At 65.4% G+C, this 23,669-nt stretch carries 18 protein-coding genes and 5 tRNA genes; 13 read left to right on the forward strand and 10 right to left on the reverse strand.

What is annotated here, in order from left to right; genetic code table 11:
• Nucleotides 1–106: 106 nt before the first annotated feature.
• The 5 genes from panC to metG form a co-directional block, all read right to left on the reverse strand.
• Nucleotides 107–946: a pantoate--beta-alanine ligase gene (gene panC / locus LK539_RS16400; protein ID WP_227802138.1), complete on the reverse strand. Its 840-nt coding sequence runs from the start codon at nucleotides 944–946 to the stop codon at nucleotides 107–109.
• 32 nt (nucleotides 947–978) lie between these two features.
• Entirely contained in the window at nucleotides 979–1,890 is a 912-nt protein-coding gene (locus LK539_RS16405; RefSeq protein WP_227802139.1) for a ScpA family protein, read from the reverse strand.
• Between the two features lie 19 nt (nucleotides 1,891–1,909).
• The gene (locus LK539_RS16410) at nucleotides 1,910–2,119 is read right to left on the reverse strand and encodes a DUF3460 family protein (RefSeq protein ID WP_227802140.1); all 210 of its coding nucleotides are present in this window, start codon (nucleotides 2,117–2,119) and stop codon (nucleotides 1,910–1,912) included.
• Nucleotides 2,120–2,185: 66 nt separating this feature from the next.
• Nucleotides 2,186–3,502 (reverse strand): hypothetical protein, encoded by a 1,317-nt coding sequence (locus LK539_RS16415; RefSeq protein ID WP_227802141.1) that lies wholly within the window; start codon nucleotides 3,500–3,502, stop codon nucleotides 2,186–2,188.
• A 167-nt stretch (nucleotides 3,503–3,669) separates the two neighbouring features.
• Complete coding sequence (metG, locus tag LK539_RS16420; protein WP_229520785.1) at nucleotides 3,670–5,829, reverse strand: methionine--tRNA ligase; 2,160 nt, start codon at nucleotides 5,827–5,829, stop codon at nucleotides 3,670–3,672.
• 148 nt (nucleotides 5,830–5,977) lie between these two features.
• On the opposite strand from metG, the gene apbC reads away from it, so the two are divergent.
• Nucleotides 5,978–7,066 carry an iron-sulfur cluster carrier protein ApbC gene (gene apbC, locus LK539_RS16425; protein WP_227802142.1) on the forward strand — a complete coding sequence of 363 codons (1,089 nt, stop codon included), beginning with the start codon at nucleotides 5,978–5,980 and terminating at the stop codon, nucleotides 7,064–7,066.
• Nucleotides 7,067–7,099: 33 nt separating this feature from the next.
• Nucleotides 7,100–7,876 (forward strand): hypothetical protein, encoded by a 777-nt coding sequence (locus tag LK539_RS16430; protein WP_227802143.1) that lies wholly within the window; start codon nucleotides 7,100–7,102, stop codon nucleotides 7,874–7,876.
• A gap of 1 nt (nucleotide 7,877) precedes the next feature.
• On the opposite strand, the gene LK539_RS16435 is transcribed toward LK539_RS16430, so the two are convergent.
• Nucleotides 7,878–9,047 carry an EAL domain-containing protein gene (locus LK539_RS16435; RefSeq protein WP_227802144.1) on the reverse strand — a complete coding sequence of 390 codons (1,170 nt, stop codon included), beginning with the start codon at nucleotides 9,045–9,047 and terminating at the stop codon, nucleotides 7,878–7,880.
• Nucleotides 9,048–9,224: 177 nt separating this feature from the next.
• Between LK539_RS16435 and LK539_RS16440 the strand changes: the two genes are divergently transcribed.
• The 8 genes from LK539_RS16440 (at nucleotide 9,225) to LK539_RS16475 (ending at nucleotide 15,376) form a co-directional block, all read left to right on the forward strand.
• Complete coding sequence (locus tag LK539_RS16440) at nucleotides 9,225–11,762, forward strand: diguanylate cyclase (RefSeq protein ID WP_227802145.1); 2,538 nt, start codon at nucleotides 9,225–9,227, stop codon at nucleotides 11,760–11,762.
• A gap of 36 nt (nucleotides 11,763–11,798) precedes the next feature.
• Nucleotides 11,799–13,154 carry an aminotransferase class I/II-fold pyridoxal phosphate-dependent enzyme gene (locus LK539_RS16445; protein ID WP_227802146.1) on the forward strand — a complete coding sequence of 452 codons (1,356 nt, stop codon included), beginning with the start codon at nucleotides 11,799–11,801 and terminating at the stop codon, nucleotides 13,152–13,154.
• A gap of 82 nt (nucleotides 13,155–13,236) precedes the next feature.
• Nucleotides 13,237–14,628 carry a glutamate--tRNA ligase gene (gene gltX / locus LK539_RS16450; protein WP_227802147.1) on the forward strand — a complete coding sequence of 464 codons (1,392 nt, stop codon included), beginning with the start codon at nucleotides 13,237–13,239 and terminating at the stop codon, nucleotides 14,626–14,628.
• Nucleotides 14,629–14,753: 125 nt separating this feature from the next.
• Nucleotides 14,754–14,829: transfer RNA gene (locus LK539_RS16455), tRNA-Ala, on the forward strand.
• A gap of 45 nt (nucleotides 14,830–14,874) precedes the next feature.
• Nucleotides 14,875–14,950: transfer RNA gene (locus LK539_RS16460), tRNA-Glu, on the forward strand.
• Between the two features lie 94 nt (nucleotides 14,951–15,044).
• Nucleotides 15,045–15,120: transfer RNA gene (locus LK539_RS16465), tRNA-Ala, on the forward strand.
• 32 nt (nucleotides 15,121–15,152) lie between these two features.
• A tRNA-Glu gene (locus tag LK539_RS16470) sits at nucleotides 15,153–15,228 on the forward strand.
• 72 nt (nucleotides 15,229–15,300) lie between these two features.
• Nucleotides 15,301–15,376, forward strand: a tRNA-Glu gene (locus LK539_RS16475).
• 251 nt (nucleotides 15,377–15,627) lie between these two features.
• Here LK539_RS16475 and LK539_RS16480 read toward each other — a convergent pair.
• Genes LK539_RS16480 through LK539_RS16490 form a run of 3 tightly spaced genes read right to left on the reverse strand, consistent with a single transcriptional unit; the run spans nucleotide 15,628 to nucleotide 18,723 of the window.
• The gene (locus LK539_RS16480) at nucleotides 15,628–17,517 is read right to left on the reverse strand and encodes a S8 family serine peptidase (protein ID WP_227802148.1); all 1,890 of its coding nucleotides are present in this window, start codon (nucleotides 17,515–17,517) and stop codon (nucleotides 15,628–15,630) included.
• 30 nt (nucleotides 17,518–17,547) lie between these two features.
• A complete protein-coding gene (locus LK539_RS16485; RefSeq protein WP_227802149.1) occupies nucleotides 17,548–17,814 on the reverse strand; it encodes a hypothetical protein in 267 nt (88 codons plus the stop codon).
• Between the two features lie 60 nt (nucleotides 17,815–17,874).
• The gene (locus LK539_RS16490) at nucleotides 17,875–18,723 is read right to left on the reverse strand and encodes a hypothetical protein (protein WP_227802150.1); all 849 of its coding nucleotides are present in this window, start codon (nucleotides 18,721–18,723) and stop codon (nucleotides 17,875–17,877) included.
• Between the two features lie 402 nt (nucleotides 18,724–19,125).
• Here LK539_RS16490 and earP point away from each other — a divergent pair, with 402 nt between their 5' ends.
• Complete coding sequence (earP, locus tag LK539_RS16495; protein ID WP_227802151.1) at nucleotides 19,126–20,307, forward strand: elongation factor P maturation arginine rhamnosyltransferase EarP; 1,182 nt, start codon at nucleotides 19,126–19,128, stop codon at nucleotides 20,305–20,307.
• Nucleotides 20,308–20,418: 111 nt separating this feature from the next.
• Nucleotides 20,419–20,994 (forward strand): elongation factor P, encoded by a 576-nt coding sequence (locus LK539_RS16500; protein WP_227802152.1) that lies wholly within the window; start codon nucleotides 20,419–20,421, stop codon nucleotides 20,992–20,994.
• Between the two features lie 63 nt (nucleotides 20,995–21,057).
• On the opposite strand, the gene LK539_RS16505 is transcribed toward LK539_RS16500, so the two are convergent.
• Complete coding sequence (locus tag LK539_RS16505) at nucleotides 21,058–21,672, reverse strand: TetR/AcrR family transcriptional regulator (protein WP_227802153.1); 615 nt, start codon at nucleotides 21,670–21,672, stop codon at nucleotides 21,058–21,060.
• A 383-nt stretch (nucleotides 21,673–22,055) separates the two neighbouring features.
• On the opposite strand from LK539_RS16505, the gene LK539_RS16510 reads away from it, so the two are divergent.
• On the forward strand, nucleotides 22,056–23,666 hold the full coding sequence (locus tag LK539_RS16510; RefSeq protein ID WP_227802154.1) for an amidase: 1,611 nt from the start codon (nucleotides 22,056–22,058) through the stop codon (nucleotides 23,664–23,666).
• The last annotated feature ends 3 nt before the right edge of the window (nucleotides 23,667–23,669 follow it).

Raw genomic sequence — 23,669 nt, forward strand, 5'->3', positions numbered from 1 at the left:
CCTTGGTTAGGCGCGGCTGTGCAGTGAGCAATTGCCGCGCACGTCAAGTATAAAGCCAGTCTTACCGATATTGCAATTCTGCAAGCAAAGTTTGCTTCCTGCTACCTCAAATTTCCAGGTTGTCGATCAGGCGCGTATTGCCCAGCTTGGCCGCGGCCAGCACCACCAGCGGTGTGCCGGCTTCCAGGTCGGCCGCGCTCGGCGCCTGCAGGTCGATGCGCTTGCGGATCGAGACATAGTCCGGTTTCCAGCCGCGTGCGGCCAGGTGCTCCATCGCGCGGCGCTCGACGGCCAGCGGATCGCGCTCGCCGGCGCGCATCGCTTCCGCCACGCCGTTCAGTTGCTGGTACAGCACCGGCGCTTCCGCCCGTTCTTCGCTGGAGAGGTAGCCGTTGCGCGAGGACAGGGCCAGGCCGTCGTCGGCGCGGTAGGTCTCGGCGCCGATGATCTCGGTGGGCAGGCCCAGCTGGCGCGCCATGTTACGGACGATCATCAGCTGCTGGTAATCCTTCTTGCCGAACACGGCCACGCGCGGCTGCACGCAGGAGAACAGCTTAGTCACGACGGTGCACACGCCCTCGAAGAAGCCGGGGCGGAACTCGCCTTCCAGGGTGTTGCCCAGCCCGTCCGGCGGGCGCACGCGGTATTCCTGGGGTTCCGGATACATGTCCTTCTCGGTCGGAGCGAACAGCACGTAGACGCCTTCCCTTTCCAGTTTCTCGACGTCGGCCTGGAAGGTGCGCGGGTATTTGTCGAAATCCTCGTTCGGGCCGAACTGCAGGCGGTTCACGAAGATGGAGGCGACCACCGGATCGCCATGCCTGCGCGCCAGGCGCATCAGCGAGAGATGCCCCTCGTGCAGGTTGCCCATCGTCGGCACGAAGGCGGTGCGCAGTTGCCCGTGCAGCTGGTCGCGCAGGTCGTCGATGGAGGAAATGATTTTCATGGGTAATAGAAGCTAATAAGGTAACCGGCCAATCAAGCCGGGGAATAGGCCAGGCGCACATAGATCGGCGCGAAGGGTTCGGCCTGCGTGATCTCGATCAAGGTTTCCTTCGCTAGTTCGAGCATGGCGACAAAGTGTACAACCACGATCGGAATCGTGTGCTGGCCTGCGAACAGTTCGGAAAATTCGACGAAGCGCTGCGACTGCAGGGTGCGCAGGATGGCCGACATGTGCTCGCGCACCGACAGTTCCTGGCGGCTGATCCGGTGGTGCTGGGTCAGCTTGGCGCGGCGCAGCACATCGAGCCAGGCGCGCTGCAGGTCCCAGGGATCGACGTCGGGCAGGGCGGGCTGGAGCGACTGCTCGACGAACAGCTGGGGACGCACGAAGTCGCGGCCTTCCTGCGGCAGGGCGCCCAGCGCCACGGCGGCCGACTTGATCTGCTCGTAGTCGAGCAGGCGCCGCACCAGTTCCGCGCGCGGGTCGCCGACGTCCTCGACCAGGTCGTCCTGGCGCTTGGGCAGCAGCATGCGGGACTTGATCTCGATCAGCATCGCCGCCATGAGCAAATACTCGGCGGCCAGTTCCAGGTTGCGCTGGCGGATCTGCTCGACGTATTCCAGGTATTGCAGGGTTACCTGCGCCATCGGAATGTCGAGGATGTTGAAGTTCTGCTTGCGGATCAGGTACAGCAGCAGGTCGAGTGGACCTTCGAAGGCGTCGAGGAAGACCTCGAGCGCATCCGGCGGAATGTACAGGTCGTTCGGCAGGCGCGTCAGCGGCTCGCCGTACAGGCGTGCGATGGCAGCCTCGGCCGCATCGGCCGCAGCATTCAGCTGGGCGTCGGCCAGCTGGGCGTCGTCAGGGGGCAGGGGCGTCCCATCCTGCGGGGGATCGGCCGGCGTCGCGTCTTCCGACTGCGGCGCCGCCTGCTCGGGCAGCATCAGGACGGGTCCCTCGGGTTCAGACCTTGGTCTGGTACGGGTAAGCCTGCTGGCGCAGGCGCGACTGCTTGATGCGCTCCTGCTCGTCCAGCGACAGCGGGGCCTTGTCCCACAGCAGGGAGCGGCCTTCGACCTGGCGCTCTTCCATGCCAGGGGTCTTGGATTTCAGTTCATTGATGAACTTGGTGTGCTCGGATTCGTACAGCGAGTGTTGTTTCTTGAAAAACATGATTTCCAGAATGAGGTAAGGAAGGTGCCGGGCAGATTCTTGTTCCCGGCAGCGTTCACGTCAAGTTTACTTGTGCAGTTCGTTCAGCTGGCGCGCGATGATGTCGTGGCTGAGCCACAGCACCGGGGCGATCTTTTCCGATGCGCCATGGAACATCAAGGGGCCCGCGCCTTCCAGCACCAGGCTCGACAGGTGGTCGGTGATCAGGGCCTTCTTGTCCTTGTGCAGGCCGGTGATCTCCTCCGAGGTGCCGATCATGACGTCGGCCAGCGCCGGCGTGTTGTCCATCGGCCAGGCCTCGAAGTTGCGGAAGTGGGCGCTGGTGGCGTCGTTATTGTACTGTTCGATCTTGTCGAGCAGCGATTGCAGCGAGGTGCCTTCGCCCAGCAGATCCTGGCAGATCTGCCACTGCTGCTCGGCCCAGGCGCCGCCGCCTTCCTTCTTCAGGGCGGTCAGGAGCGGGAACAGCGACAGCTCGACGCCGACGAAGATGTCGGAGGAGTTGGTGCGGATTTCCGGGCAGTTGAACACGGTGGCGTAGACGCCAGCTTTCCAGGCCGCTTCGGCGATCGACTCCAGGCGCATCTTGGCATAGCCCTGGGTGTAGTTGGTGTAGGTCTGCCAGACGTATTCGCCGCCGATCAGGATCTCGGTGCCGTGGTAGCCGTAGGCGGTGTAGCGGACTTCGCCGCCGGCTTTGCTCACGCGCTCGCGGATCGCGCTTGACGCATCGATCAGGTACTTGAGGGTATTGGCGGTGACTTCGTCGAAGTTCATCAGGATCAGCTTGCCCAGGTCGCTGTCGAGCAGGGCGCGCGAGGATTCGAAGCGCTCGCCGCGGCCTTTGTAGATGCGGTTGGCGATGGCCAGGAAGGCCTTGATCTTCGGGATGCCGCCGGCCATGGTGTGGGCAAAGAAGACGTTGGCGCCGTCCGGGATCAGCTTGTCGATCTCGGCCATCGCCTGGGCGGCGGAAGTGGTGAAGCGGCGCACGCCTGCTTCGCGGCAGCGCTCGATCTTTGCCCAGTCCAGCTTGTCGTCCTGCCAGGTCTTCAGCTTCACGTCCGCCAGCAGTTCAGTCGGGTTCTGCTCGCCGTCCGGGGCGTCCATGTCGAAGCCTGCCATCAGGGGCACATTGATGATCGTTCCGCCCAGCTTCTCTTCCGCCTCCGCGTGTTCTTCCGCGGTCAGGGCGCGCAGCGCGCCGCTCTCGTCACGGCGACCGACGGTGATGCCGACGATGGTCATGCCCGCCTTGCGCGCCTCGTCGATCAGGCCATTCACATAGCCGCGGCCGAACAGTTCGCCGAACAGGACGAAGACGTCGCCTTTGCGGAACACATTGGCGTCCGGGATATGGCGGAGAGGGGTGAATTCGGTCATCTTATTATCTACCTATCTTGTATGGTCTGAAGAGGGCATGCCGGCGTGAACGCAGCGGCGCTAGTTTCAGAAAAAACACGCCATTATAACGCTGGGAATCAGCGCGAGTTTGATTTTGGCGGCTGGCAGGGACGGGCTTGCGCAAGGGGCAAGCCCGCTGGCATTGCTTAGCGAATGCGCATGCCCGGGGTGGCGCCCGGCATCGGATCGAGCAGGTACAGGCCCGGATTGGCCTTCTCGTCGGCTGCCGAGGCACACAGCACCATGCCTTCCGACACGCCGAACTTCATCTTGCGCGGCGCCAGGTTGGCGACCATGACGGTCAGCTTGCCGACCAGCTCTTCCGGCTTGTAGGCCGACTTGATACCCGAGAACACGTTGCGGTAGCGGCCTTCGCCCACGTCCAGGGTCAGGCGCAGCAGCTTGCCGGCGCCTTCCACGTGTTCGCAGTTGACGATACGGGCCACGCGCAGGTCGATCTTCGTAAAGTCGTCGATCGAGATTTCCGGGGCCAAGGCTTCGATATCGCCGGCTGCCGGTGCGGCCGCATCGTCTTCCGCCGGGGAAAGCGCCGCTACCGCGAGACTGGCATCAGACACGACGGCAGGGGCAGCCGGTGCGGCAGGCTTGTCGAACAGGTTCTCGACCATCTTCGCATCCACGCGCTGCATCAGGTGGCTGTAGGCGCCGATCGTGCGGCCCAGCATGGTCTCGTAGACGGCGGCGCCGTGGGTGTCGGCCCAGCTCAGTTCGCCATCGCCCAGGAACTCGGTGACGCGTGCAGCGACTTGCGGCAGCACCGGGGACAGCATGATGCTCAGCTGGCGGAACAGGATCAGCGCCGTGGTGCAGACGTCGTGCAGTTCGGCGGTTTTCGATTCGTCCTTGGCCAGCAGCCAGGGCTTGTTCTCGTCCACGTACTGGTTGACGATGTCGGTGATCTCCATGATCTCGCGCATCGCACGGCCGTACTCGCGCGCTTCGAAAGCGGCCGCGATGCTGGCCTGGCGTTCGGCGCCCTCGTTCATCAGGGCCTTGCAGATCCAGCCCTTGGCGTTGCTTGAGAGCGTGTCGGCCAGCTTGCCGTCGAATTTCTTGGCGATGAAACCGGCGCAGCGGCTGGCGATGTTGATGTATTTGCCGATCAGGTCGCTATTGACGCGGGCCACGAAGTCTTCGCCATTGAAGTCCAGGTCTTCGACTTTCGCGTTCAGCTTGAATGCCAGGTAGTAGCGCAGCCATTCCGGGTTCATGCCCAGCTCGAGGTAGCGCAGCGGCGAGATGCCGGTGCCGCGCGACTTCGACATCTTTTCGTTGTTGACGGTCAGGTGGCCGTGCACCGCGACCTTCAGCTTTTCGATGATCGGGTGGTGCGAGAAATTCAGCATCGCCGGCCAGAACAGCAGGTGGAAGGAGACGATGTCCTTGCCGATGAAGTGGACCTGCTCGGCTGCCGGGTCGTTCAGGAAGCTTTCATAGTCGATGCCCTTCTTGCTGAAATAGTTCTTCAGCGACGCCAGGTAGCCGACCGGCGCGTCCAGCCACACGTAGAAGAACTTGCCCGGCGCATCGGGAATCGGGATGCCGAAATAGGGCGCGTCACGCGAAATGTCCCAGTCGGCCAGCTTTTCGCCGGATTCGCCCAGCCATTCCGAGACCTTGTTGACCATTTCCGGCTGCAGGCGGCCCGGGGTGTTCAGCCATTCCTTGAGAAAAGCGAAGCAGCGCGGGTCGGACAGCTTGAAGAAATACTGTTCCGACGGTTTCAGGATCGGGGTCGAGCCGGTGAACACCGAGAACGGATTGATCAGTTCGGTCGGCTGGTAGGCGGCGCCGCAGACTTCGCAGTTGTCGCCGTACTGGTCCTTGGCGTGGCAGACCGGGCACTCGCCCTTGATGTTGCGGTCGGCCAGGAACATGCCCTTGACCGGATCGTAGAAGCGGTCGACGGTCTTGGTGACGATCAGGCCGGCGTCGCGCAGTTGACGGTAGATGCCCTGCGACAGTTCGACGTTTTCCGGCGAATCGGTGGAATACCAGTTGTCGAAGGCGATATGGAAGCCGTTCAGGTACTGCGGGCGGCCGGCAGCGATCTTGGCCACGAATTCCTGGGGCGTGATGCCTTCTTTTTCGGCGGCGATCATGATCGGGGTGCCGTGGGTGTCGTCGGCGCAGACGAAGTGCACCTGGCGCTGGACACCATTATCGCGTTGCATTCGCTGGAAGCGGACCCAGATGTCGGCCTGGATGTACTCCATCATGTGGCCGATATGGAAGGCAGCGTTGGCGTAGGGCAGGGCGGTGGTGACGAACAGCTTGCGGGTCATGGTCGAAGCGTGTGTGGTTATATGAAAAGAAGCATTTTAACAGCCGAAGGCCCTACATGCGCAGGGGGTAATGCCGAGGTTTGCCAAAGCAACAAGAAGTGCGCGGCATTTTGCGCTACACTTCGCCCCAATCACCTTGGAGAAACACATGAGCATCACAGAGAACGACGTCAAGGCGGCATTGTCGGCGGTCATCGATCCTAACACCGGGAAGGATTTCGTTTCTTCCAAATCCATCAAGAACATCAAGCTCAGCGGAAACGACGTCGCGCTCGACGTCGAGCTGGGCTATCCGGCAGCCAGCCAAGTCGCGTCGATCCGCGACAGCGTGGTCGCCGGCGTGCGCGCGCTGCCGGGTATCGGCAACGTGACCGTCAAGGTTTACAGCAAGATCCTGTCGCACGCGGTCCAGCGTGGCCTGAAGGTCATGCCGAACGTGAAGAACATCATCGCGGTCGCCTCGGGCAAGGGCGGCGTGGGCAAGTCGACCACCGCCGTCAACCTGGCGCTGGCCCTGGCCGCGGAAGGCGCCAGCGTCGGCATCCTGGACGCCGACATCTACGGCCCCTCGCAGCCGATGATGTTGGGGATTAACGCGCGCCCTGAAAGCCGCGACGGCAAGACCATGGAACCGCTCGAAAACCACGGCGTGCAGGTGTCCTCGATCGGCTTCATGATCGACCCGGACGAGCCGATGGTCTGGCGGGGCCCGATGGTCACCGGCGCGCTGCAGCAGCTGCTCGAGCAGACCAACTGGAACGAGCTCGATTACCTGATCGTCGACATGCCGCCGGGCACCGGCGACATCCAGCTGACCCTGTCGCAGAAAGTGCCGGTCACGGGCGCGGTGATCGTCACCACCCCGCAGGACATCGCGCTGCTGGACGCGCGCAAGGGCCTCAAGATGTTCGAGAAGGTCGGCATTCCGATCATCGGTGTGGTGGAGAACATGAGCACCCACATCTGCTCGAACTGCGGCCACCACGAATCGATCTTCGGCGAAGGCGGCGGCGAGAAGATGTGCCAGGACTTCGGCGTCGACTTCCTCGGCAAGCTGCCCCTGACCCTGTCGATCCGCGAGCAGACCGATTCGGGCCGCCCGACCGTGGTCGCCGATCCCGAAGGTCCGGTTGCGAGCATCTATAAACAGATCGCGCGCAAGGTCGCCGTCAAGGTGGCCGAAAAGGCCAAGGACATGACCAGCAAGTTCCCGAGCATCGTCGTCAAGAACGACTGATTGCGCGTGCGTTTGAGCAAACGGGCTTGAAACATGGATGAACAGATCCAGGCGCAGATGCAGCGCATGCAGACCCTGGACGCCGAAGAGCGCTACGGCGAACTGCTGGCTTACCTGCAGGAGCTGTACGCCGCGACCGAGGCGCTGCCTGCGCCGGCGCGCACGGACTACTTCATGACGCTGTTCCAATGGAAGATGCTGATCGAGAAGTACCCGCCGGCGGCCGAGGCCCTGGCCCGGGCGCGTGACGAACAGGCCCGGCGCCTGTTGGCAGGTGAATACCATGTGGGTAGCGCTCCTCACGACCCCATGCACTTCCAGCGCGCCGATCGTGTAGCGCTGATGGTCGAGATGAACCGCACGCTCGAGGATCCTGGCGCTACCCGGGCGGTGTTTCTGCAACTTGAAGCCAGTGATCCGGCCCTGGCGCGCCGTGACGCGTACCGGATGCTGGAAGCAATTGTCGAGGCAGGCGATTTCGCGCTCGGGGAGCGCTACCGCGGCGACCCGCTCGCACTGCTGCGCGACGTGAATGTGAATGCCCAGTCGATGCCGCTGTTTCCGCCTGGCCGGCAGGCGCCAAGGCTGGCAGCAGAGCTGTCGAACCTGACCAAGGATGTCCGCATTGCCATCGCCGTACTGTGTGGGCTGCAGCGGGAAGATGAAGCACACGCCCTGCGTCGCGCGCTGCTGGATGGCCTTGCCAATGACGAACTGCGCGCGATGGCCGAACGCGAACTGGATGTCCCGGGCACCATCTTCGGCATCCACGCCGAGCGCCAGACAGCATTGGACGAGGCGGGCGGCTGATTCAGTTCTGCAGCGCCGGCCGTCCGAAAAGGTAACCCTGTCCTGCCTTGATGCCGAGCCCGCGCAGCACGCCGAGCTCTGCATCCGTTTCCACCCCTTCCGCGACCACGTCGCAGCCGGTATCGCGGGCAAACATTGTCAGCGCCGCAGCAAGTGCGCGCCGTCCCGGATCGAGGTCGATCTGGCGGATCAGGCTCTGGTCGAGCTTGATGATGTCGGGCCGCAGCTGGAGGATGTGGCGAAAGCTCGCATAGCCCGATCCGGCGTCGTCGATGGCCAGGCGCAGGCCGCCCCGGCGCAGGCCATCCAGGCCGGCTGCGATCGCCGCGTACTCCTCGACCGGCGCGTGCTCCGTCACTTCCAGCACCAGCCGGTCCAGCGGCGCCGCGCCGAGGCGCCTTGCCAGCGCACTGCCGAGGATGGTCTGCGGCGATACGTTCAGCGACAGGTAGGCACTCGGCGGCAGCTGCGCCAGGCTCCCCAGGGCAAGCTCGATCGCCAGCAGTTCCAGCTCGCTGCCCTTGTCGACGCGGTGGGCGTCGTCGAACCACTGCGCCGGCCCCCTGTCCGCGACAGCGGGAAAGCGCGACAGCGCCTCGTAGCCGAGGATCGTGCCGTCGGCCAGTGCGACGATCGGCTGGTAGGCGATGGCGAGTGCACGGCCATCGATCACCTCCGACAGCCGCAGGCTGGCCTCTTCGTGCGCCCGCTCGTTCAGGACCCGTTGCTCCAGCATGTCCGCGATCAGGCGGGCGAAGCGCGCCATGCCCTCGACGTCGACCTCGCGCAGGCTCGCGCTCGGCCTGCGGCTGTAGCAGCAGAAGGTCCCGAACACCGAGCCGTCCGAGAGCCGGATCGGTACGCCCAGGTGGGCGCGGATGCGCATGGCCTCGGTGCAATCCAGGCGCTTGAGGATGGGATAGATATGGCTGTCGTCGACGATCGAGGGGATCGATCCGTCGATGATGTGCTGGCAATAGCTTTCTGATAGAGGATCGGCATGGCCGGGCTGGACCGGCAGCTCGCCGTCGGCGGCGATGTGGCGGAAGATGCGCAGGCCGTTCCTGAATTCGGAGATGAAGGCCACGTCCATCCGCAGGCAGATCCTGGCCAGGTCCACGGCGGACTCGATAATGTCGTGCAGAGGGGCTGGAGACTGCTGGGTTGGCATCGAGACGGACCCGGAGTTGTCTTAGTGGCATTGTAGGGGGCACGGTTCGGTCCGTAAATACCTGCGCCGCAGTCTATCCATCCCGGATGTTTCCAGCGACTTTCTGTCCGAGAATAAAGCCTCCGGGAAATATCCTACTTACACTCATTGTTGGACTGTGGCGCATGGGAATCCCGGATGAGCGACATCAGAGAGCGGCGGTGGGGCGGGCGTTACCTGGACGCGGCCCACCTGTTCGTCCCTGTCAGGCTGCGGCAGGACGCCAGTGTGCTTGCCCGCGCCGAGAACGTGGTCAACGCGGCCCTGATGGCGGCCACCGCGGGACCCTTGTACGCATTGGCCTACCGGCTGCTCGGCCTCGAGCTGGCGGCGGTCGAGATCCTGGCCTGCTGCGTGGTGATGCTGATGGCCCCCCTGGTCCTGCGACTGAGCGGCAGCATCGCGCTGGCGCGCGAACTGTTCCTGTGCGCGCTGTTCTTCAATTTCACCTGGCTGACCTGGCACCTGGGCGGCATCCACGCGCCCACCGCTAGCTGGCTGATCACGGCGCCGGTGGTCGCCATGTTCCTGGGCGGCGTGGCCAGCGGAGTGTCCTGGCTGGCGATGAGCTGCGCCGCGGCCGCCGTCATCTGGGGCCTGCCGGCCTTCGGCCGCGCCGTGCCGCCGGCGCCGAATCTCGACATGCCGCTGCTGCACCTGATCTGCAACCTCGGCCTGTACGTGGTGGTGCTGGTGTTCGTGCTGCTGTTCGAGCTGACCAAGACCGAAGGCTTCGTCAAGCTGCAGCGCGCCCTGTCCACCATCAACGAGCTGGCGATCCGCGACGAGCTCACGGGCAGCCATAACCGCCGCTTCCTGCTTGGCCTGATCGACCGCGAGAAGGAGCGCAGCGACCGCAACGGCCGGCCGTTCTGCCTGTGCCTGTTCGACATCGACTTCTTCAAGCGCATCAACGACAACTACGGCCACGCCGCCGGTGACCTGGTGCTGCGCAGCTTCGCCGACGCCGTGCAGGGCCAGGTGCGCGGCACCGATGCCTTCGGGCGCTATGGCGGTGAGGAGTTCCTGCTGATGCTGCCCGAAACGCCCGCACCGGACGCGGTGGTGCTGGCCGAGCGCGTGCGGCGCGTGATCGCCGGCCTGCGCTGCCACGACAACGGCAGCGAGATCACGCTCACGGTGTCGGTCGGCGTGGCCGAATACCGGCTGGGCGAAGCCGTGGCCCAGGCCATCGGGCGCGCCGACGAGGCGCTGTACGTGGCCAAGTCGCTGGGGCGCAACCGGGTGCACTGCCACGACGACGATGAGCACCTGCCGGTGGTGGCCAGGCCGGCGGGGCAGGGGGGCGGACGGCGGTCGGCAACGAGCCCCGCGCGCCTGATCGACGGCGCCCAGTGCGACCAGCTCACTGGGCTGCTCAACCGCAACCTGCTGCGCGATCGCCTGCGCCATGCGATGGACCGGGCCAACCGCAACCGCCGCCTGGTGGCGCTGCTGCTCCTGAATATCAACGGCTTCAAGGAGATCAACGACGAACTGGGCTACGAGGCGGGCGACGACCTGCTGAACCAGGCGGGGGCGGCGGTCCGGCGCTGCCTGCGCGATTCCGACACCGTGGCGCGCTGGGGTGGCGACGAATTCATCGCGCTGCTGGAAGACCTGAGTTTCGAATCCGACGCCCAGGTGGTGGCCGAGAAGATCCTCGACCGCTTCGGCCTGCCGCTGAACGTGGCGGGACGCGAGTGCTTCGTAACGCTGGCGGTGGGCGTGGCCCTGTACCCGGCGGCCGACTGCGACCTCGATGCGCTGCTCAAGCGCGCCGACATTGCCATGCGCGGGGCCAAGCGCTGGGGCGAGAACAGCGTGCAGGTGTACTCGGGCGACACCGTGCAGCCGCAGAGCGAGCGGCTGGCGCTGAAGAACGGCCTGCGCGAGGCCCTGGTCCAGGGACAGCTGTTCCTCGAATACCAGCCGCAGATCGACCTGGTGACGCGCCGGGTGGTGGGCGTCGAGGCGCTGCTGCGCTGGCAGCATCCGGTGTACGGCCGGGTCGCGCCGAGCCGCTTCATTCCGCTGGCCGAAGAAACCGGCATGATCGTGCCGATCGGCGACTGGGCGCTGCGCACCGCCTGCCTGCAGAACCGCGCCTGGCGCGCGGCCGGACTGCCCGAGATCAAGACCGCGGTGAACCTGTCGGCGCGCCAGCTGAAGGAGCCCGGCCTGCCGGCGCGGGTGCTGGCCATCCTCGGCGAGACCGGGATGCCGGCGCACTGCCTCGACCTCGAGATCACCGAGGGCATGCTGATCGAAGACCTGGCGGGTAACTGCACCGTCATGAACGGGCTGCGCCAGGCCGGCGTGGTGGTGTCGATCGACGATTTCGGCACCGGCTATTCGAGCCTGAACTACCTGTCCGAGCTGCCGGTGGACATCCTCAAGATGGATGGCCTGTTCGTGCGCCGGCTCGGCGCCGGCGCCGCCGCCGGCAAGTGCGGGCGCTCGTTCGCGATCGCCGAAGCCATTGTCGCGATGGCGCACCGGCTGGGCATGGACGTGATCGCGGAAGCGGTCGAGACGCCCGAACAGCTGGCCGACCTGTGCGCGATGGGCTGCGATGCGGCCCAGGGCTACCTGTTCGCCCGGCCGCTGCCGCCCGGCGAGGTCGCCGCCATGCTGGCGGGCCAGGTCGAGGCCGCGCCGCTCATCCCTGCGTGAATACCGACTCACCCATTCTTGTGCCGGAGGCCTACCTTGCTGAACGAACCGATTCCGTTTGACCCCGCCCACGACCTGGATGCGCTGGCCGCCTCCGGCGCCCTGGGCGGCAACGTCGCCCTGTACCGCCAGCCGCGCGGCCCCGACCTGCTGCGCCGCGCCGCGCCGCTCGAGGACTGGTGCGCGCTGCGCATGCGCCACGGGGTGTGGCCGTATGCGCGACTGCTGTCGGGTCCACCGGGGCCGCTGGCCACGGTCGAGGGGGACGGGCTGGCGGCGGCCCAGGGGATCAACTTCGCTTCGCAGGACTACCTGTCGCTGGCCGCGCACCCGCGGGTGCTTGACGCCGCCATGCGCGTGCTGGCCGAATGCGGGCCGCACAGCGCCGGCTCGGCCATCCTGCTCGGGAACAGCCGCTATTCCGCCGCGCTGGAGCAGGAACTGGCCACGCTGCTGCGTTGCCAGCACGCGGTGCTGTTCCCGACCGGCTGGGGCGCCGCCTTCGGGGCGGTGACAAGCCTGGTCCACAGCGCCGACCACGTGCTGATCGACACCCTGGCCCATGCTTCGCTGCGCCAGGGTGCGGCGGCGGCGACGCGCAACGTGGCGGCGTTCCGGCACCTGGACTGCGACCACCTGCGCGAGCTGCTGGCGGGGATCCGTGCGGTCGACGCCAACGGCGCGATCCTGGTCGTCACCGAAGGCCTGTTCAGCATGGACTCCGACAGCCCCGACCTGCCCTTGATCCAGTACCTGTGCCGCGAGTACGGCGCCACGCTGCTGGTGGACGTGGCGCACGACCTGGGCGCCATGGGTCCGGGCGGCGCCGGCGTGATCGGGGCCCAGGGCATGCTGGGCAAGATCGACATCGTGATGGGCGCCTTTTCCAAGACCTTCGCCTCGAACGGCGGCTTCGTCGCCTGCAATGAGCGCAGCGTGCGGCGCCAGTTGCAGCTGTTCGCAGGTCCCCACATGTTCTCGAACGCGCTGTCGCCGGTGCAGGCGGCCACGGTGCTGGAATGCTTGAAAATCGTAACCGCCCCCGAAGGAGAGAAGCTGCGCGCGGACCTGATGCGCAACGCGGTCGAGCTGCGCGCGCTGCTGCAGGAGGAAGGCCTGCGCTGCCTTGGCGAGGCGTCGCCGATCGTCCCGCTGCTGCTCGGTTCCGAAGCGGCCACGCGCATCGCCGGCATGCTGCTGGCGCGTGAACAGGTCTTTGTGAATCCGATGGAATTCCCCGGCGTGCCGCTGGGCGCGGCGCGGCTGCGCCTGCAGCTGATGGCGCGCCATACGCCGGCCCAGATCCGGCGCGCGGCGCAGTTACTGGGCACGGCGGCGCGGCGGGCGCTGGCCGCCCCGCGGCCGCTGCTGCGTCGGGGCGCGGCGGCCTGAACGCAGCGGGCAGGGCGGTGCGGGGTGCGCGCGCCGATGGCGAGGGAGTAGAATAACGCCTTTCCCTTTTTTGCATCCTGACATGACCGTCCGCACCCGTTTCGCCCCGAGCCCGACCGGCTACCTCCACCTGGGCGGCGCCCGCACCGCGCTGTATTCCTGGGCCTATGCACGCCACTTCGGCGGCACCTTCATCCTGCGCATCGAAGACACCGACCTCGAACGCTCGACGCCGGAAGCCGTGCAGGCGATCCTGGACGGCATGCAGTGGCTCGGCCTGTCGCACGACGAAGGCCCGTTCTACCAGATGCAGCGCATGGACCGCTACCGCGAGGTCGTGGCCTCGATGCTGGAGCAGGGCACGGCTTACCTGTGCTACTGCTCGCCGGAAGAAGTCGAGGCGATGCGCGAACGCATGCGCGCCGCCGGCGAAAAGCCGCGCTACGACGGCACCTGGCGCCCGGAACCGGGCAAGACCCTGCCGGCTGTGCCGGAAGGCGTGAAGCCGGTGGTGCGTTTCAAGAACCCGCTCGACGGCGAAGTCACCTGGAACGACGTGGTCAAGGGCCCGATCACCATCGCCAATAAAGAACTCGACGACCTGATCATCGCGCGCCCCGACGGCACCCCGACCTACAACTTCTGCGTGTCGGTCGACGACTGGGACATGAAGATCACCCACGTGCTGCGCGGCGACGACCACGTGAACAACACGCCGCGCCAGATCAACATCCTGCGCGCGCTCGGCGCCGAGCTGCCGCAGTACGGCCACCTGCCGATGATCCTGGGCGCGGATGGCCAGAAGCTGTCCAAGCGCCATGGCGCGGTCAGCGTCATGCAGTACCCGGAGCAGGGCTACCTGCCGGAGGCAATGCTGAACTACCTGGCGCGCCTGGGCTGGAGCCACGGCGACGACGAGATCTTCTCGATGGACCAGTTCGTCGAGTGGTTCAACCTGGAACACTTGACCGCCTCGGCCGCGCAGTTCAATCCGGAAAAGCTGGCCTGGCTGAACAACCACTATATCAAGCAGGCCGACAACGAGCGCCTGGCGGGACTGGCCCGTCCTGTGCTCGAGCGCGATGGCGCGCAGTTCGAGGGTGCGCCGGCATTGCCGACCGTAATTGCGCTGGTGAAGGACCGCGCCAACACCATCAACGAGCTGGCCGATACCGCCATGCTGTTCTACCGCGAACCGAAGCCGGACGCGGCGCTGCTGGACCAGCACCTGACGGATGCGGTGCGTCCGGCCCTGGCGACCTTCGCCGAGCGCTGCAAGGACGTGGAATGGAACAAGGCCGCGATCGCCGCCATGTTCAAGGAAGTGCTCGCCGCACACGGCCTCAAGATGCCGCAGATCGCGATGCCGTTGCGCCTGATCGTCACCGGCCAGCTGCAGACGCCGGCCATCGATGCGGTGCTTGAATTGTTCGGGCGCGACGTTGTTTTGGCCCGCGTGGCAAAGTACCTCTAATGCTTTATTCGTGGAGCGCGCATTTTCTGAAAACAGGTATTTGCGAAATGCAAGGCGCTCCGCTATAATGCTCGCACTTCAGCAGCACATGGTAGTAAAGAAGCAGCAGCTACAGTGTGAAAAGAGGGGGTATAGCTCAGCTGGGAGAGCGCTTGCATGGCATGCAAGAGGTCAGCGGTTCGATCCCGCTTACCTCCACCAAACTCTGAAGTGCAGTAAGTAGCAAGGCAGTACGGTAGTTCCAAGGTCCCCATCGTCTAGAGGCCTAGGACATCACCCTTTCACGGTGAGTACCGGGGTTCGAATCCCCGTGGGGACGCCAGGGATTTGGTTCAGACTGAATTCCGGCGGCGTGCAACCAGCGGCACGCCGTAGTAAGAAGTAGTCGCAGTATGTTAGAATGTTGTTTTCCCGTAGGGGGTATAGCTCAGCTGGGAGAGCGCTTGCATGGCATGCAAGAGGTCAGCGGTTCGATCCCGCTTACCTCCACCACGTAGGAAAAACAACAGTTCTGACAGTCCAGGGTCCCCATCGTCTAGAGGCCTAGGACATCACCCTTTCACGGTGAGTACCGGGGTTCGAATCCCCGTGGGGACGCCAAGAATTTGGTAATAGTACGTTGATGCCGCGGTGCGGTGCAGCGGATAGTAGTAAAGCAGCAGACAGTTTTAGGTCCCCATCGTCTAGAGGCCTAGGACATCACCCTTTCACGGTGAGTACCGGGGTTCGAATCCCCGTGGGGACGCCAGTCAAGACCGGAGTAGACCAACGCGCATGCGCGGAGAGGTGCTCCGGTTTTTCTTTTGGTGCGTCGGTTTCGATGCGCCTCCATCACGCCTCGCAGGCGCTGCATTTCCCCTCGATCACACAGCAAGGCACACGGCGCCATGCCACGCTTGCCGCCCTCCGGCACCCTGCGCTGTTGAGGCGGACAAGTGCGGACGGATGCGCTTTGCAGCTGCTGCTGAGCTTACCCGTCCTGCCTCCTGCCTTACCCGCTTACCAGCCGGAAGGGTGCAGCCCGCCCGGTCCGAGTCCGAACGGGAAGCCCGGCATGCCGACCGCCTGCTGTGCCGCAAAGCCGGCCGGGTAGCGTACGCCATTGTCACCTGCCATCATTCCCGGCGCCATCGCGACACCCATCCCCGGTATCTGCCACTGCCCCGCCTGCTGGCCGGGCATCATCGACAGGCCGAGGGCTACCAGCGCATCCGGCATGCCGTAGCCGATGCGTGTCGGATCCCCCAGCGTCACCGGCCGTGCGCTCAGCCGCAGTACCTGGAACAGGCGCTCGACCCGTTCCGCCGACCGTGCGCGCAACAGTCCCTGGAACTCGGGCCGGTGAGCCAGCACCAGCGCCGCCAGGCCGGTCACGTGGGGCGCCGCCATCGAGGTGCCGTCCCAGGCGGCAAAATTATTCGGTGGCACCGACGAGACGATGGCGACACCCGGTGCGCACACGTCCACCTGCGGCCCGGCGCAACTGAAGCGCGCCGTGTAGAAGCCCTGTGGATCGATGTCCTGGCCGACGGTTTCGATGTGATAGCTGTCGGGCGGGAATTCGTCGATCTTGCCGATGGCGGCCACGGCCAGTACGTGGGGCGAGGCGGCGGGATACTGCACCGGCCCGCCGGAATTGCCGGCGGCCGCGATGCAGGCGACGCCGGCCTGCCTGGCGCGCAGGATCTGGCGCTCGAGGGCCTCGGACGGGCCGCTGCCGCCCAGGCTCAGGTTGACGACGTCGATCTGGTTGTCGATGCAGTATTCCAGCGCATCGATCAGCTGGCTGATCTGCCCGCCCGGGAACAGCTTGCAGACGTGGATCTCCGCTTCCGGCGCGAAGCCGCGGATGCCCCAGGCCGGATCGGCGGCGCCGATCACGCCGGCGCAGTGGGAACCGTGGCCGAGCGTGTCGGTGTTCCAGGTAGTGCGGTCGACCGCCTTGTTGATGACGTCGAAGCCGGCCCGGATGCGGTTGAGGTTGCCGTGCGTGGTAGCGACGCCGGAATCGATGACGGCGATCCGGACACCCTGGCCCCGGAAGGGAGGCGGCACCTGGTCGAGGCGCATGGCGCGCGCACCCCAGCCGAGCGTGTTCTGGCGCGGCAGGTTCTGCAGGGCCGGCCAGTCGGACAGGGGACGCAGCATGACGAGGTTCGGTTCATTCAGGCTGATGTCGGGGTCGCGCTGGTAGAAACTCCAGTGGTCGGCGCGCGGCTTGACGTACAGTCCGCTGATGGTGTGTGTGTCCTCGCCGTACAGCTTCAGCTGCGCGGTGCCGTCGGGACCGGTAACGGCGGTGCTCGGCAGCAGGCCGCCGAACAGCGACACTTCGGCATCCGCCAGCGGCGCACCGTCCCTGCCGACCACCGCGACCATGACCTCGGTCACCGGGCCGCTGTAGGGCGTCAGCGAGGACACCAGGTCGGGCCGGCGCAGCATCGGGTCGAGCAGTTGCAGGTGCTGGTCGCGCTCGACGATCAGGCGGCCCTGGCCGCGCTGGTGCAGCTCGCCGGCCTTCTGGTCGGTCATGCGCGCCACCAGCACGCCGTCGTCCGCGCCGCCGTCGCCGATACCGCCGATGCTGGAGGCGCCGATGTTGCTGCGCGCGCCGACGGTGTCGACAATGTCGATGTCGCCCAGGTTCTGCAGCGCCTGCTGCACGGACGACAGCGACAGGCTCGGCACCAGGGCCTGCGGCGCCAGGAAGCCGGCAGTGGCGGGCAGGCTGCGCGGCGCCACCAGGTATTTTTTCTTGCGTTCGGCCACGGCGCGGCCACGCGTTGCGTCGCGCGTGCGCGCGCTTTCGTCGGCGCTGGGGCGGGTCTCGGCGGCGCCGTCAGGCGGCTGCCCCGGCTGCTCGCCTGCGCCCAGGGGAGTCTTTGGCATGGTGTTTCCTTTTCTGGCGAACTGGGTGCGCTAGTCGAACAGCGACAGCGGCTGGTCCGGCTCGATCGTTAACTGGTTGAGGGTCCGACGCTTGAGCTGCTCGGCGGTGTCGTGATCGGTCTCGACCACGACGGTGTGCGGCGGCCCGCCGGCGGGCCCGATCGTGTCGACCAGGCGGATGGCAGGCTGCGCGCCCAGGCTGTCGATGAAGGCGCCGAGCGCGTGGCTGTCGGCGGCGGCGCGGACGATGTAGCGGCTGCTGCGGCCCTGGTCCGGCGCGCTGGTGGAACTCGGCATGGACAAACCTCCTTGGATAGAACCGCCTCCCACGGGGGAGGCGGGTGGTGGCACGGACGCTTAGTGGATGGTCTGCTGTGCGCCCATCTGTGCCTGCTGGGCGTAGGTCGTCCACGGGTCGGCCGAGAACGGCAGCATGCCGCCGAGCTGGCCGGCAACGCCGCCGATCGTGCTGCCCAGGGCCTGGTTGCCGAACTGGCCGCCGATGAAGCCGCCCACCGGCTGCGCAACCCGCTTGATCACGTTACCGAACCAGCCCTGCGGCGCCACCTGGCCCCCTTGCTGTTCGGCGGCGAGCTGCTGCTGCAGCACGGCCTGCTGCTGCTGGACCTGCTGCAGCTGCTGCAACAGTTGCTGCTGCTGGACCTGCAGTTGCTGCAGCTGCTGCACCACCGGGTGCTGCTGGATGCCGGCGCCTTGCACGCCGCCAGCGCTCGCATCGGCGCCGAAGGGCAGCAGGCCGCCCAGGCCGGAGAGAACACTGCCGGCCACGTTGCCAATGGTCGAGCTGCCGGTCAGGTCACCAATCAGGCCGCCGGCGGGCTTGCCGAACTGGCTGAACAGGTTGCCGACGAAGCCCTGCGGCGCCAGCTGGCCCATCTGGGCTTGCTGCTGCTGTTGTTGCTGCAGCTGCTGCAGTTGCTGCAATTGCTGGAGCTGCTGCAGTTGCTGAAGCTGTTGCGGCTGGCTCGCATAGGCAGCGCTCACCGGATCGGCGCCGAAGGGCAGCAGGCCGCCGCCGATGCCGCCGGCGATCTGGCCGATGCGGCTGCCCAGGTTGGGGTTGCCGAAGATACCGCCGATGCCGCGCCCGATCGCGCCGCCCAGCGGTGCGCCGAACATGCCGCCCAGGAAAGCCTGGGGTGCCAGTTGGCCCTGGCCAATGCCGTATTGCTGGTATTCGTTCATAGTCAACTCCTTCGTGTGAGTGCGGCCGCCGGCATCAGTTCGGCACCGCAGGCCTGGCAAGCAGGACATGACGGTGCCGACGCCCTTACGCGCCTGGCGCGGGCGACTGCGTACATGGCATTCGCGCGCCGGGTAAGGTCGGGCGCGAACGGAGCGCAGGGGCCGGGTTCATTCGGCCGGGCTCCCTGCAGGTAGGCGTTGGACTAGGGGTGGGTAGTGAAGTTTGCGGGCATGATGGAGATTGCCGGCCGCTTGCGGCACCCCTTGCGATAGCGCAGAGAACCTGCGCCCCGCGCTTGCAAACTGCTGCCGCAGGGCTTATACGCGCGGCCTTTGTTGCGGGAGAAACTGCCCGTCGAGTGAGGTAGAATGGCGGGCTTTCGACGCCTCCCGCCTTCCTGCATGAGCCTTCCCGATTCTTTCAACCGCGCACCCACGCTCGCGATCTTCTGCAAGGTCGTCGACAACTATGGCGACATCGGCATCTGCTGGCGCCTCGCGCGCCAGCTGTGGCGCGAGCACGGCGTGCGCGTGCACCTGTGGGTAGACGACCTGCGCAGCTTCCGCCACATCTGCCCGGAGGTCGATCCGAACGCAGCCGCGCAGGAGGTTGAGGGCGTGCAGGTCATCCACTGGCGCGACCAGGAAGGCAGCTTCCTGCCCGACGAGGTGGCCGACATCGTCATCGAATTTTTCGCGGTCGACATCCCGCCCGGCTACGTCGCCGCGATGGCGCAGCGCAGCCCGCGCCCGGTGTGGTTCAACCTCGAAGGCCTGACGGCGGAAGAGTGGGTGGAAGGCTGCCACCGCCTGCCTTCGATGCATCCGCGCCTGAAGCTGACCAAGCATTTCTTCTTCCCGGGCTTTACCGCGAAGACCGGCGGCCTGATCCACGAGGCCGGGCTCGAAGAGGCGCGCGCCGCCTTCCAGTCCGACCCTGCCGCCATGGCCGGCTTCCTCGCGCGTTTTGGCGTAACGGCGCCTGAGATGGACGCGCTCAAGGTATCGCTGTTCTGCTACCCGCACGCCCCCGTGGCCGAGCTGCTGCGCGCCTGGTCGGAAGGAACCCGTCCCGTTACCTGCCTGGTGCCGGAAGGCGTGGCGAGCGAGGCGGTACAGGCCTTCATCGGCGCCGCCGCGACTGCCGGCAGCAGCGCCACCCGTGGCGCGCTCACGCTGCGGGTGCTGCCCTTCGTGCCCCAGCCCGACTACGACCGCCTGCTGTGGGCCTGCGACCTGAACTTCGTGCGCGGCGAGGATTCCTTCGTGCGCGCCCAGTGGGCCGGCCGGCCTTTCGTGTGGCACATCTACCCGCAGGACGAAAACCTGCACCACAAGAAGCTGCGCGCCTTCCTCGGCCGTTACGCCGGTGGCGATGCGCTTGAACACTTTTCGCTGGGCTGGAACGGCGCCCAGCCGATCCCGTCGATGCCGGCCGCCTGGCAGGAGCTGCACACCGCCTTGCCGCAGCTTGCCGTGCGTGCAGAAGAATGGCGGGAGGAAGTGCTCGCCCATGGTGATTTGGCGACGAATCTGCTCGATTTTGCCCGCGCGCTGAGGCTTGCCTCGGAAAATCCGGTATAATGCGCGGTTAGTCTGTAACGAAATACCCAGGATCAAACGTAGGCTTCAAGGCTTTCTTCGCTCACCAGCCACCGCTGATTTAATGCAACTTACTTTTTACGTAAAACACCTATGAAATTCGCTAAAGAAATCCGTGTTGGCAACATCATTATGGTCGAAGACAAGCCGTTCATCGTGCTGCGTTCGGATGTGAACGGTTCGAGCCGCACGGGCTTCACCTACAAGTGGAAGATGAAGAATCTTCTGACCAACGCACCGCTGGAAAACGTGTTCCGCGGCGACGACAAGTTCGACGTGGTCGTGCTGGACAAGAAGCCGGTGACCTACTCGTACTTTGCCGATCCGCTGTACGTCTTCATGGACGAAGAGTACAACCAGTACGAGATCGAAGAAGAAAACATGGGCGACGCCATCAACTACCTGAAAGACGGTATGGAATGCGAAGCCGTGTTCTACGACGGCAAGGCGATCTCGGTCGAACTGCCGACCACCATCGCACGCCTGGTCGTGTACTCGGAGCCGGCTGTCAAGGGCAACACCTCGGGCAACGTCCTGAAGGAAGCCAAGATCGAGAACGCTATCGAAGCCAAGCAGCACACCGTGATGGTGCCGCTGTTCGTCAGCACCGACGACGTCATCGAAATCGACACCCGCACCAACGAATACAAGCGCGTCGTCCGTAACTGATCGACCGCCTGCTCGAAAAAAAACGCTGCCTCGGCAGCGTTTTTTTTCGTCCGTTCAATCGGCTCAGGACGCCGGCGTGCAGCGCAGGCCGTCGACCAGCAGCCCGACCATGCGCTTGGTGGCAGCCGTTTCCTCAATAGGATTGGCCTTGCACAGGGTCGCTACCGCACGCAGCAGTTCGTCGGCTTCGTAGCCGGGGCGGATCAGCTGCCGGTCGACCGCCGCCTGCAGCAGCGAAGCGAGGGCAGGGCGCAGGCGTCCATAGAAATACTCCGGCAGCGCGGCGTACGCGGCGCTGTCCGACTGCAGGGCACTCGACAGGCCGCGCTTGGTGACGATAAAGTCGACATAGCGCTCCATCCAGCGTGCCAGCGCTTGCGGTGGCTCGAACTCGGCCGCCAATACCGGCGCCGCATCGGCGCAGGCGTCGATCTGCGACTTCAGCACCGCGACGATCAGGTCGGAACGCTGGGGAAAGTGGCGGTACAGCGTGCCGACACCGACGCCGGCGCGCTCGGCGATCTCGCGCACCGGCGCATCCATGCCCGATTGGGCGAATACCTCCATGGCGGCATCCAGCAGAGAACGCAGGTTGCGCTGGGCGTCGGCACGGCGGCTGCGCGGCTGGTTTTCCTCGACTGGCGAGGCGGTATCTTGCTGGTTTGGAGTCGTATGCATAAAAAAATCTATAAAACGGAACAAAGTTCCGCTTATAATGCGGAATCGTGTTCCGCTTTCTAATGGTAACAGGTCTTGCGCAAGCAGGGCAGCGGGCACTCCAAACGTTTGAAAGGAGAAGCCATGCACAACTCGCAAGTATGCATGTTCTGCCGCTACAGGAGAACTGTTTTCGAGGATGGCGTTATCGTGCCGTGCCGGCACGGGGCGCGTTCTGTTCATAGCGTAAAGGAAGCTCTTTCCCCCACGGAGATGCAACTGGAACAGGTCCTGCGCCAGCCCGCGCCAGCAATGAAATCGCAAGGCCATTTCCGCTAGGTGAACCCGTGTCACATGAGTAACTTTGCTGCTATGCTCATGCATTATTTGACACGGAGGCTTGTATGAAGCGCAGGGATTTCGTTCGGCTGGGCGTCAGCGCGGGGATGGTAGCAGGCGCCACCGCCGGGGTGGCGGGAACGGCAGCAGCAGTTGGTGCCACCAGTAAGGCGGCGGGCGGCATCCTGGAGGCGGGCGTCCGTGAACAACAGGCGCAGATGACGGCCGGCAAGCTAAGCTCGGCCTCGCTCGTGAAGCAATACCTGGCACGCATTGCCGCCATCGACAAGGCCGGGCCACGCCTGAACTCCGTCATCGAGACCAATCCGGATGCGCTCAAGATTGCCGCCGACATGGACCGCGAGCGCGCCGCCGGCAAAGTGCGCGGGCCGCTGCATGGCATCCCGGTTCTGCTGAAGGACAATATCGCCACCGCCGACCGCATGAGCACCAGCGCCGGCTCGCTCGCCCTCGACGGCGTACGCGCCGTGAAGGACGCCCACATCGTGACGCAGCTGCGTAATGCCGGCGCCGTCATCATCGGCAAGACCAATTTGTCCGAATGGGCCAACATGCGGTCGACCAACTCGGTCAGCGGCTGGAGTGGCCGCGGTGGACAGACGAAGAATCCCTACGCGCTCGACCGCAACACGAGCGGTTCCAGTTCGGGCTCGGGCGCAGCTGCGGCCGCCAGCCTGGCCACGCTTACCGTCGGCACGGAGACCGATGGCTCGATCGTTTCGCCATCGTCTTCCTGCGGTATCGTCGGCATCAAGCCGACCCTGGGCCTGCTCAGCCGCAGTGGCATCATTCCAATCGCCCATTCCCAGGACACCGCCGGCCCGATGACCCGCAGCGTGGCTGACGCCGCCTTGATGCTGGCCGCAATGGCGGGCCCGGATGCGGACGACAAGGCGACCGCCGACAGCAGGCGCCACATCAGCGACTACGCGGCGGCGCTGCGCACGGACGGCCTCAAGGGCAAGCGCATCGGCGTCGCCCGCAACTTCTTCGGCAGCAATGACGCGGTAGATGCCATCATCGAGCAGGAACTGGCGGTATTGAAAGCCCAGGGCGCGATCCTGGTCGACGTGAAAGTGCCGAACGTCGACAAGTACAACGACAGCGAGCTGCAGGTGCTGCTGTATGAATTCGCACCGGGCTTGGCGTCTTACCTGAAGAACTACGCGCCGCACGCCCCCGTCAAGAACATGGCGGACGTGATTGCCTTCAACGAGAAGAATGCGGCGCGCGAGATGCCTTACTTCAAGCAGGAGCACCTGATCGCCGCCCAGGCCAAGCCGGGACTGGATGCCAAGGAATACCGCGAGGCCCTCGCCAACGACCTGCGCTACTCGCGCGAAGAGGGCATCGACCAGGTGCTGAAGGAGCACAAGCTCGACGCGCTGGTGGCGCCAACCGGCGGCCCGGCCTGGCTGACCGACTACATCAACGGCGACCACTACGGCGGCAGTTTCTCGAGCCCGGCCGCGGTGGCGGGTTATCCGCACGTTACAGTACCCGCTGGTTATACGCGCGGACTGCCGGTGGGGATCTCGTTTGTCGGCAGCGCCTGGAGCGAAGCCAGCCTGATCGGCATGGCCTACGCCTACGAGCAGGCCTCGCAGCGCCGCCGCCCGCCGACCTTCCCGGCGAGCATCAACGTCAAGCTGTAAGCG

Origin of the sequence: Massilia sp. IC2-476 (genome assembly GCF_020707295.1) — a bacterium.
Classification (GTDB): domain Bacteria; phylum Pseudomonadota; class Gammaproteobacteria; order Burkholderiales; family Burkholderiaceae_D; genus Telluria.

Excerpts from the sequence above, each read along its gene's own strand:
- panC (WP_227802138.1), bottom strand. The coding sequence starts at position 946 with ATGAAAATCATTTCCTCCATCGACGACCTGCGCGACCAGCTGCACGGG.
- LK539_RS16405 (WP_227802139.1), bottom strand. The coding sequence starts at position 1,890 with ATGCTGCCCGAGCAGGCGGCGCCGCAGTCGGAAGACGCGACGCCGGCC.
- LK539_RS16410 (WP_227802140.1), bottom strand. The coding sequence starts at position 2,119 with ATGTTTTTCAAGAAACAACACTCGCTGTACGAATCCGAGCACACCAAG.
- LK539_RS16415 (WP_227802141.1), bottom strand. The coding sequence starts at position 3,502 with ATGACCGAATTCACCCCTCTCCGCCATATCCCGGACGCCAATGTGTTC.
- metG (WP_229520785.1), bottom strand. The coding sequence starts at position 5,829 with ATGACCCGCAAGCTGTTCGTCACCACCGCCCTGCCCTACGCCAACGCT.
- apbC (WP_227802142.1), top strand. The coding sequence starts at position 5,978 with ATGAGCATCACAGAGAACGACGTCAAGGCGGCATTGTCGGCGGTCATC.
- LK539_RS16430 (WP_227802143.1), top strand. The coding sequence starts at position 7,100 with ATGGATGAACAGATCCAGGCGCAGATGCAGCGCATGCAGACCCTGGAC.
- LK539_RS16435 (WP_227802144.1), bottom strand. The coding sequence starts at position 9,047 with ATGCCAACCCAGCAGTCTCCAGCCCCTCTGCACGACATTATCGAGTCC.
- LK539_RS16440 (WP_227802145.1), top strand. The coding sequence starts at position 9,225 with ATGAGCGACATCAGAGAGCGGCGGTGGGGCGGGCGTTACCTGGACGCG.
- gltX (WP_227802147.1), top strand. The coding sequence starts at position 13,237 with ATGACCGTCCGCACCCGTTTCGCCCCGAGCCCGACCGGCTACCTCCAC.
- LK539_RS16480 (WP_227802148.1), bottom strand. The coding sequence starts at position 17,517 with ATGCCAAAGACTCCCCTGGGCGCAGGCGAGCAGCCGGGGCAGCCGCCT.
- LK539_RS16485 (WP_227802149.1), bottom strand. The coding sequence starts at position 17,814 with ATGCCGAGTTCCACCAGCGCGCCGGACCAGGGCCGCAGCAGCCGCTAC.
- LK539_RS16490 (WP_227802150.1), bottom strand. The coding sequence starts at position 18,723 with ATGAACGAATACCAGCAATACGGCATTGGCCAGGGCCAACTGGCACCC.
- earP (WP_227802151.1), top strand. The coding sequence starts at position 19,126 with ATGAGCCTTCCCGATTCTTTCAACCGCGCACCCACGCTCGCGATCTTC.
- LK539_RS16500 (WP_227802152.1), top strand. The coding sequence starts at position 20,419 with ATGAAATTCGCTAAAGAAATCCGTGTTGGCAACATCATTATGGTCGAA.
- LK539_RS16505 (WP_227802153.1), bottom strand. The coding sequence starts at position 21,672 with ATGCATACGACTCCAAACCAGCAAGATACCGCCTCGCCAGTCGAGGAA.
- LK539_RS16510 (WP_227802154.1), top strand. The coding sequence starts at position 22,056 with ATGAAGCGCAGGGATTTCGTTCGGCTGGGCGTCAGCGCGGGGATGGTA.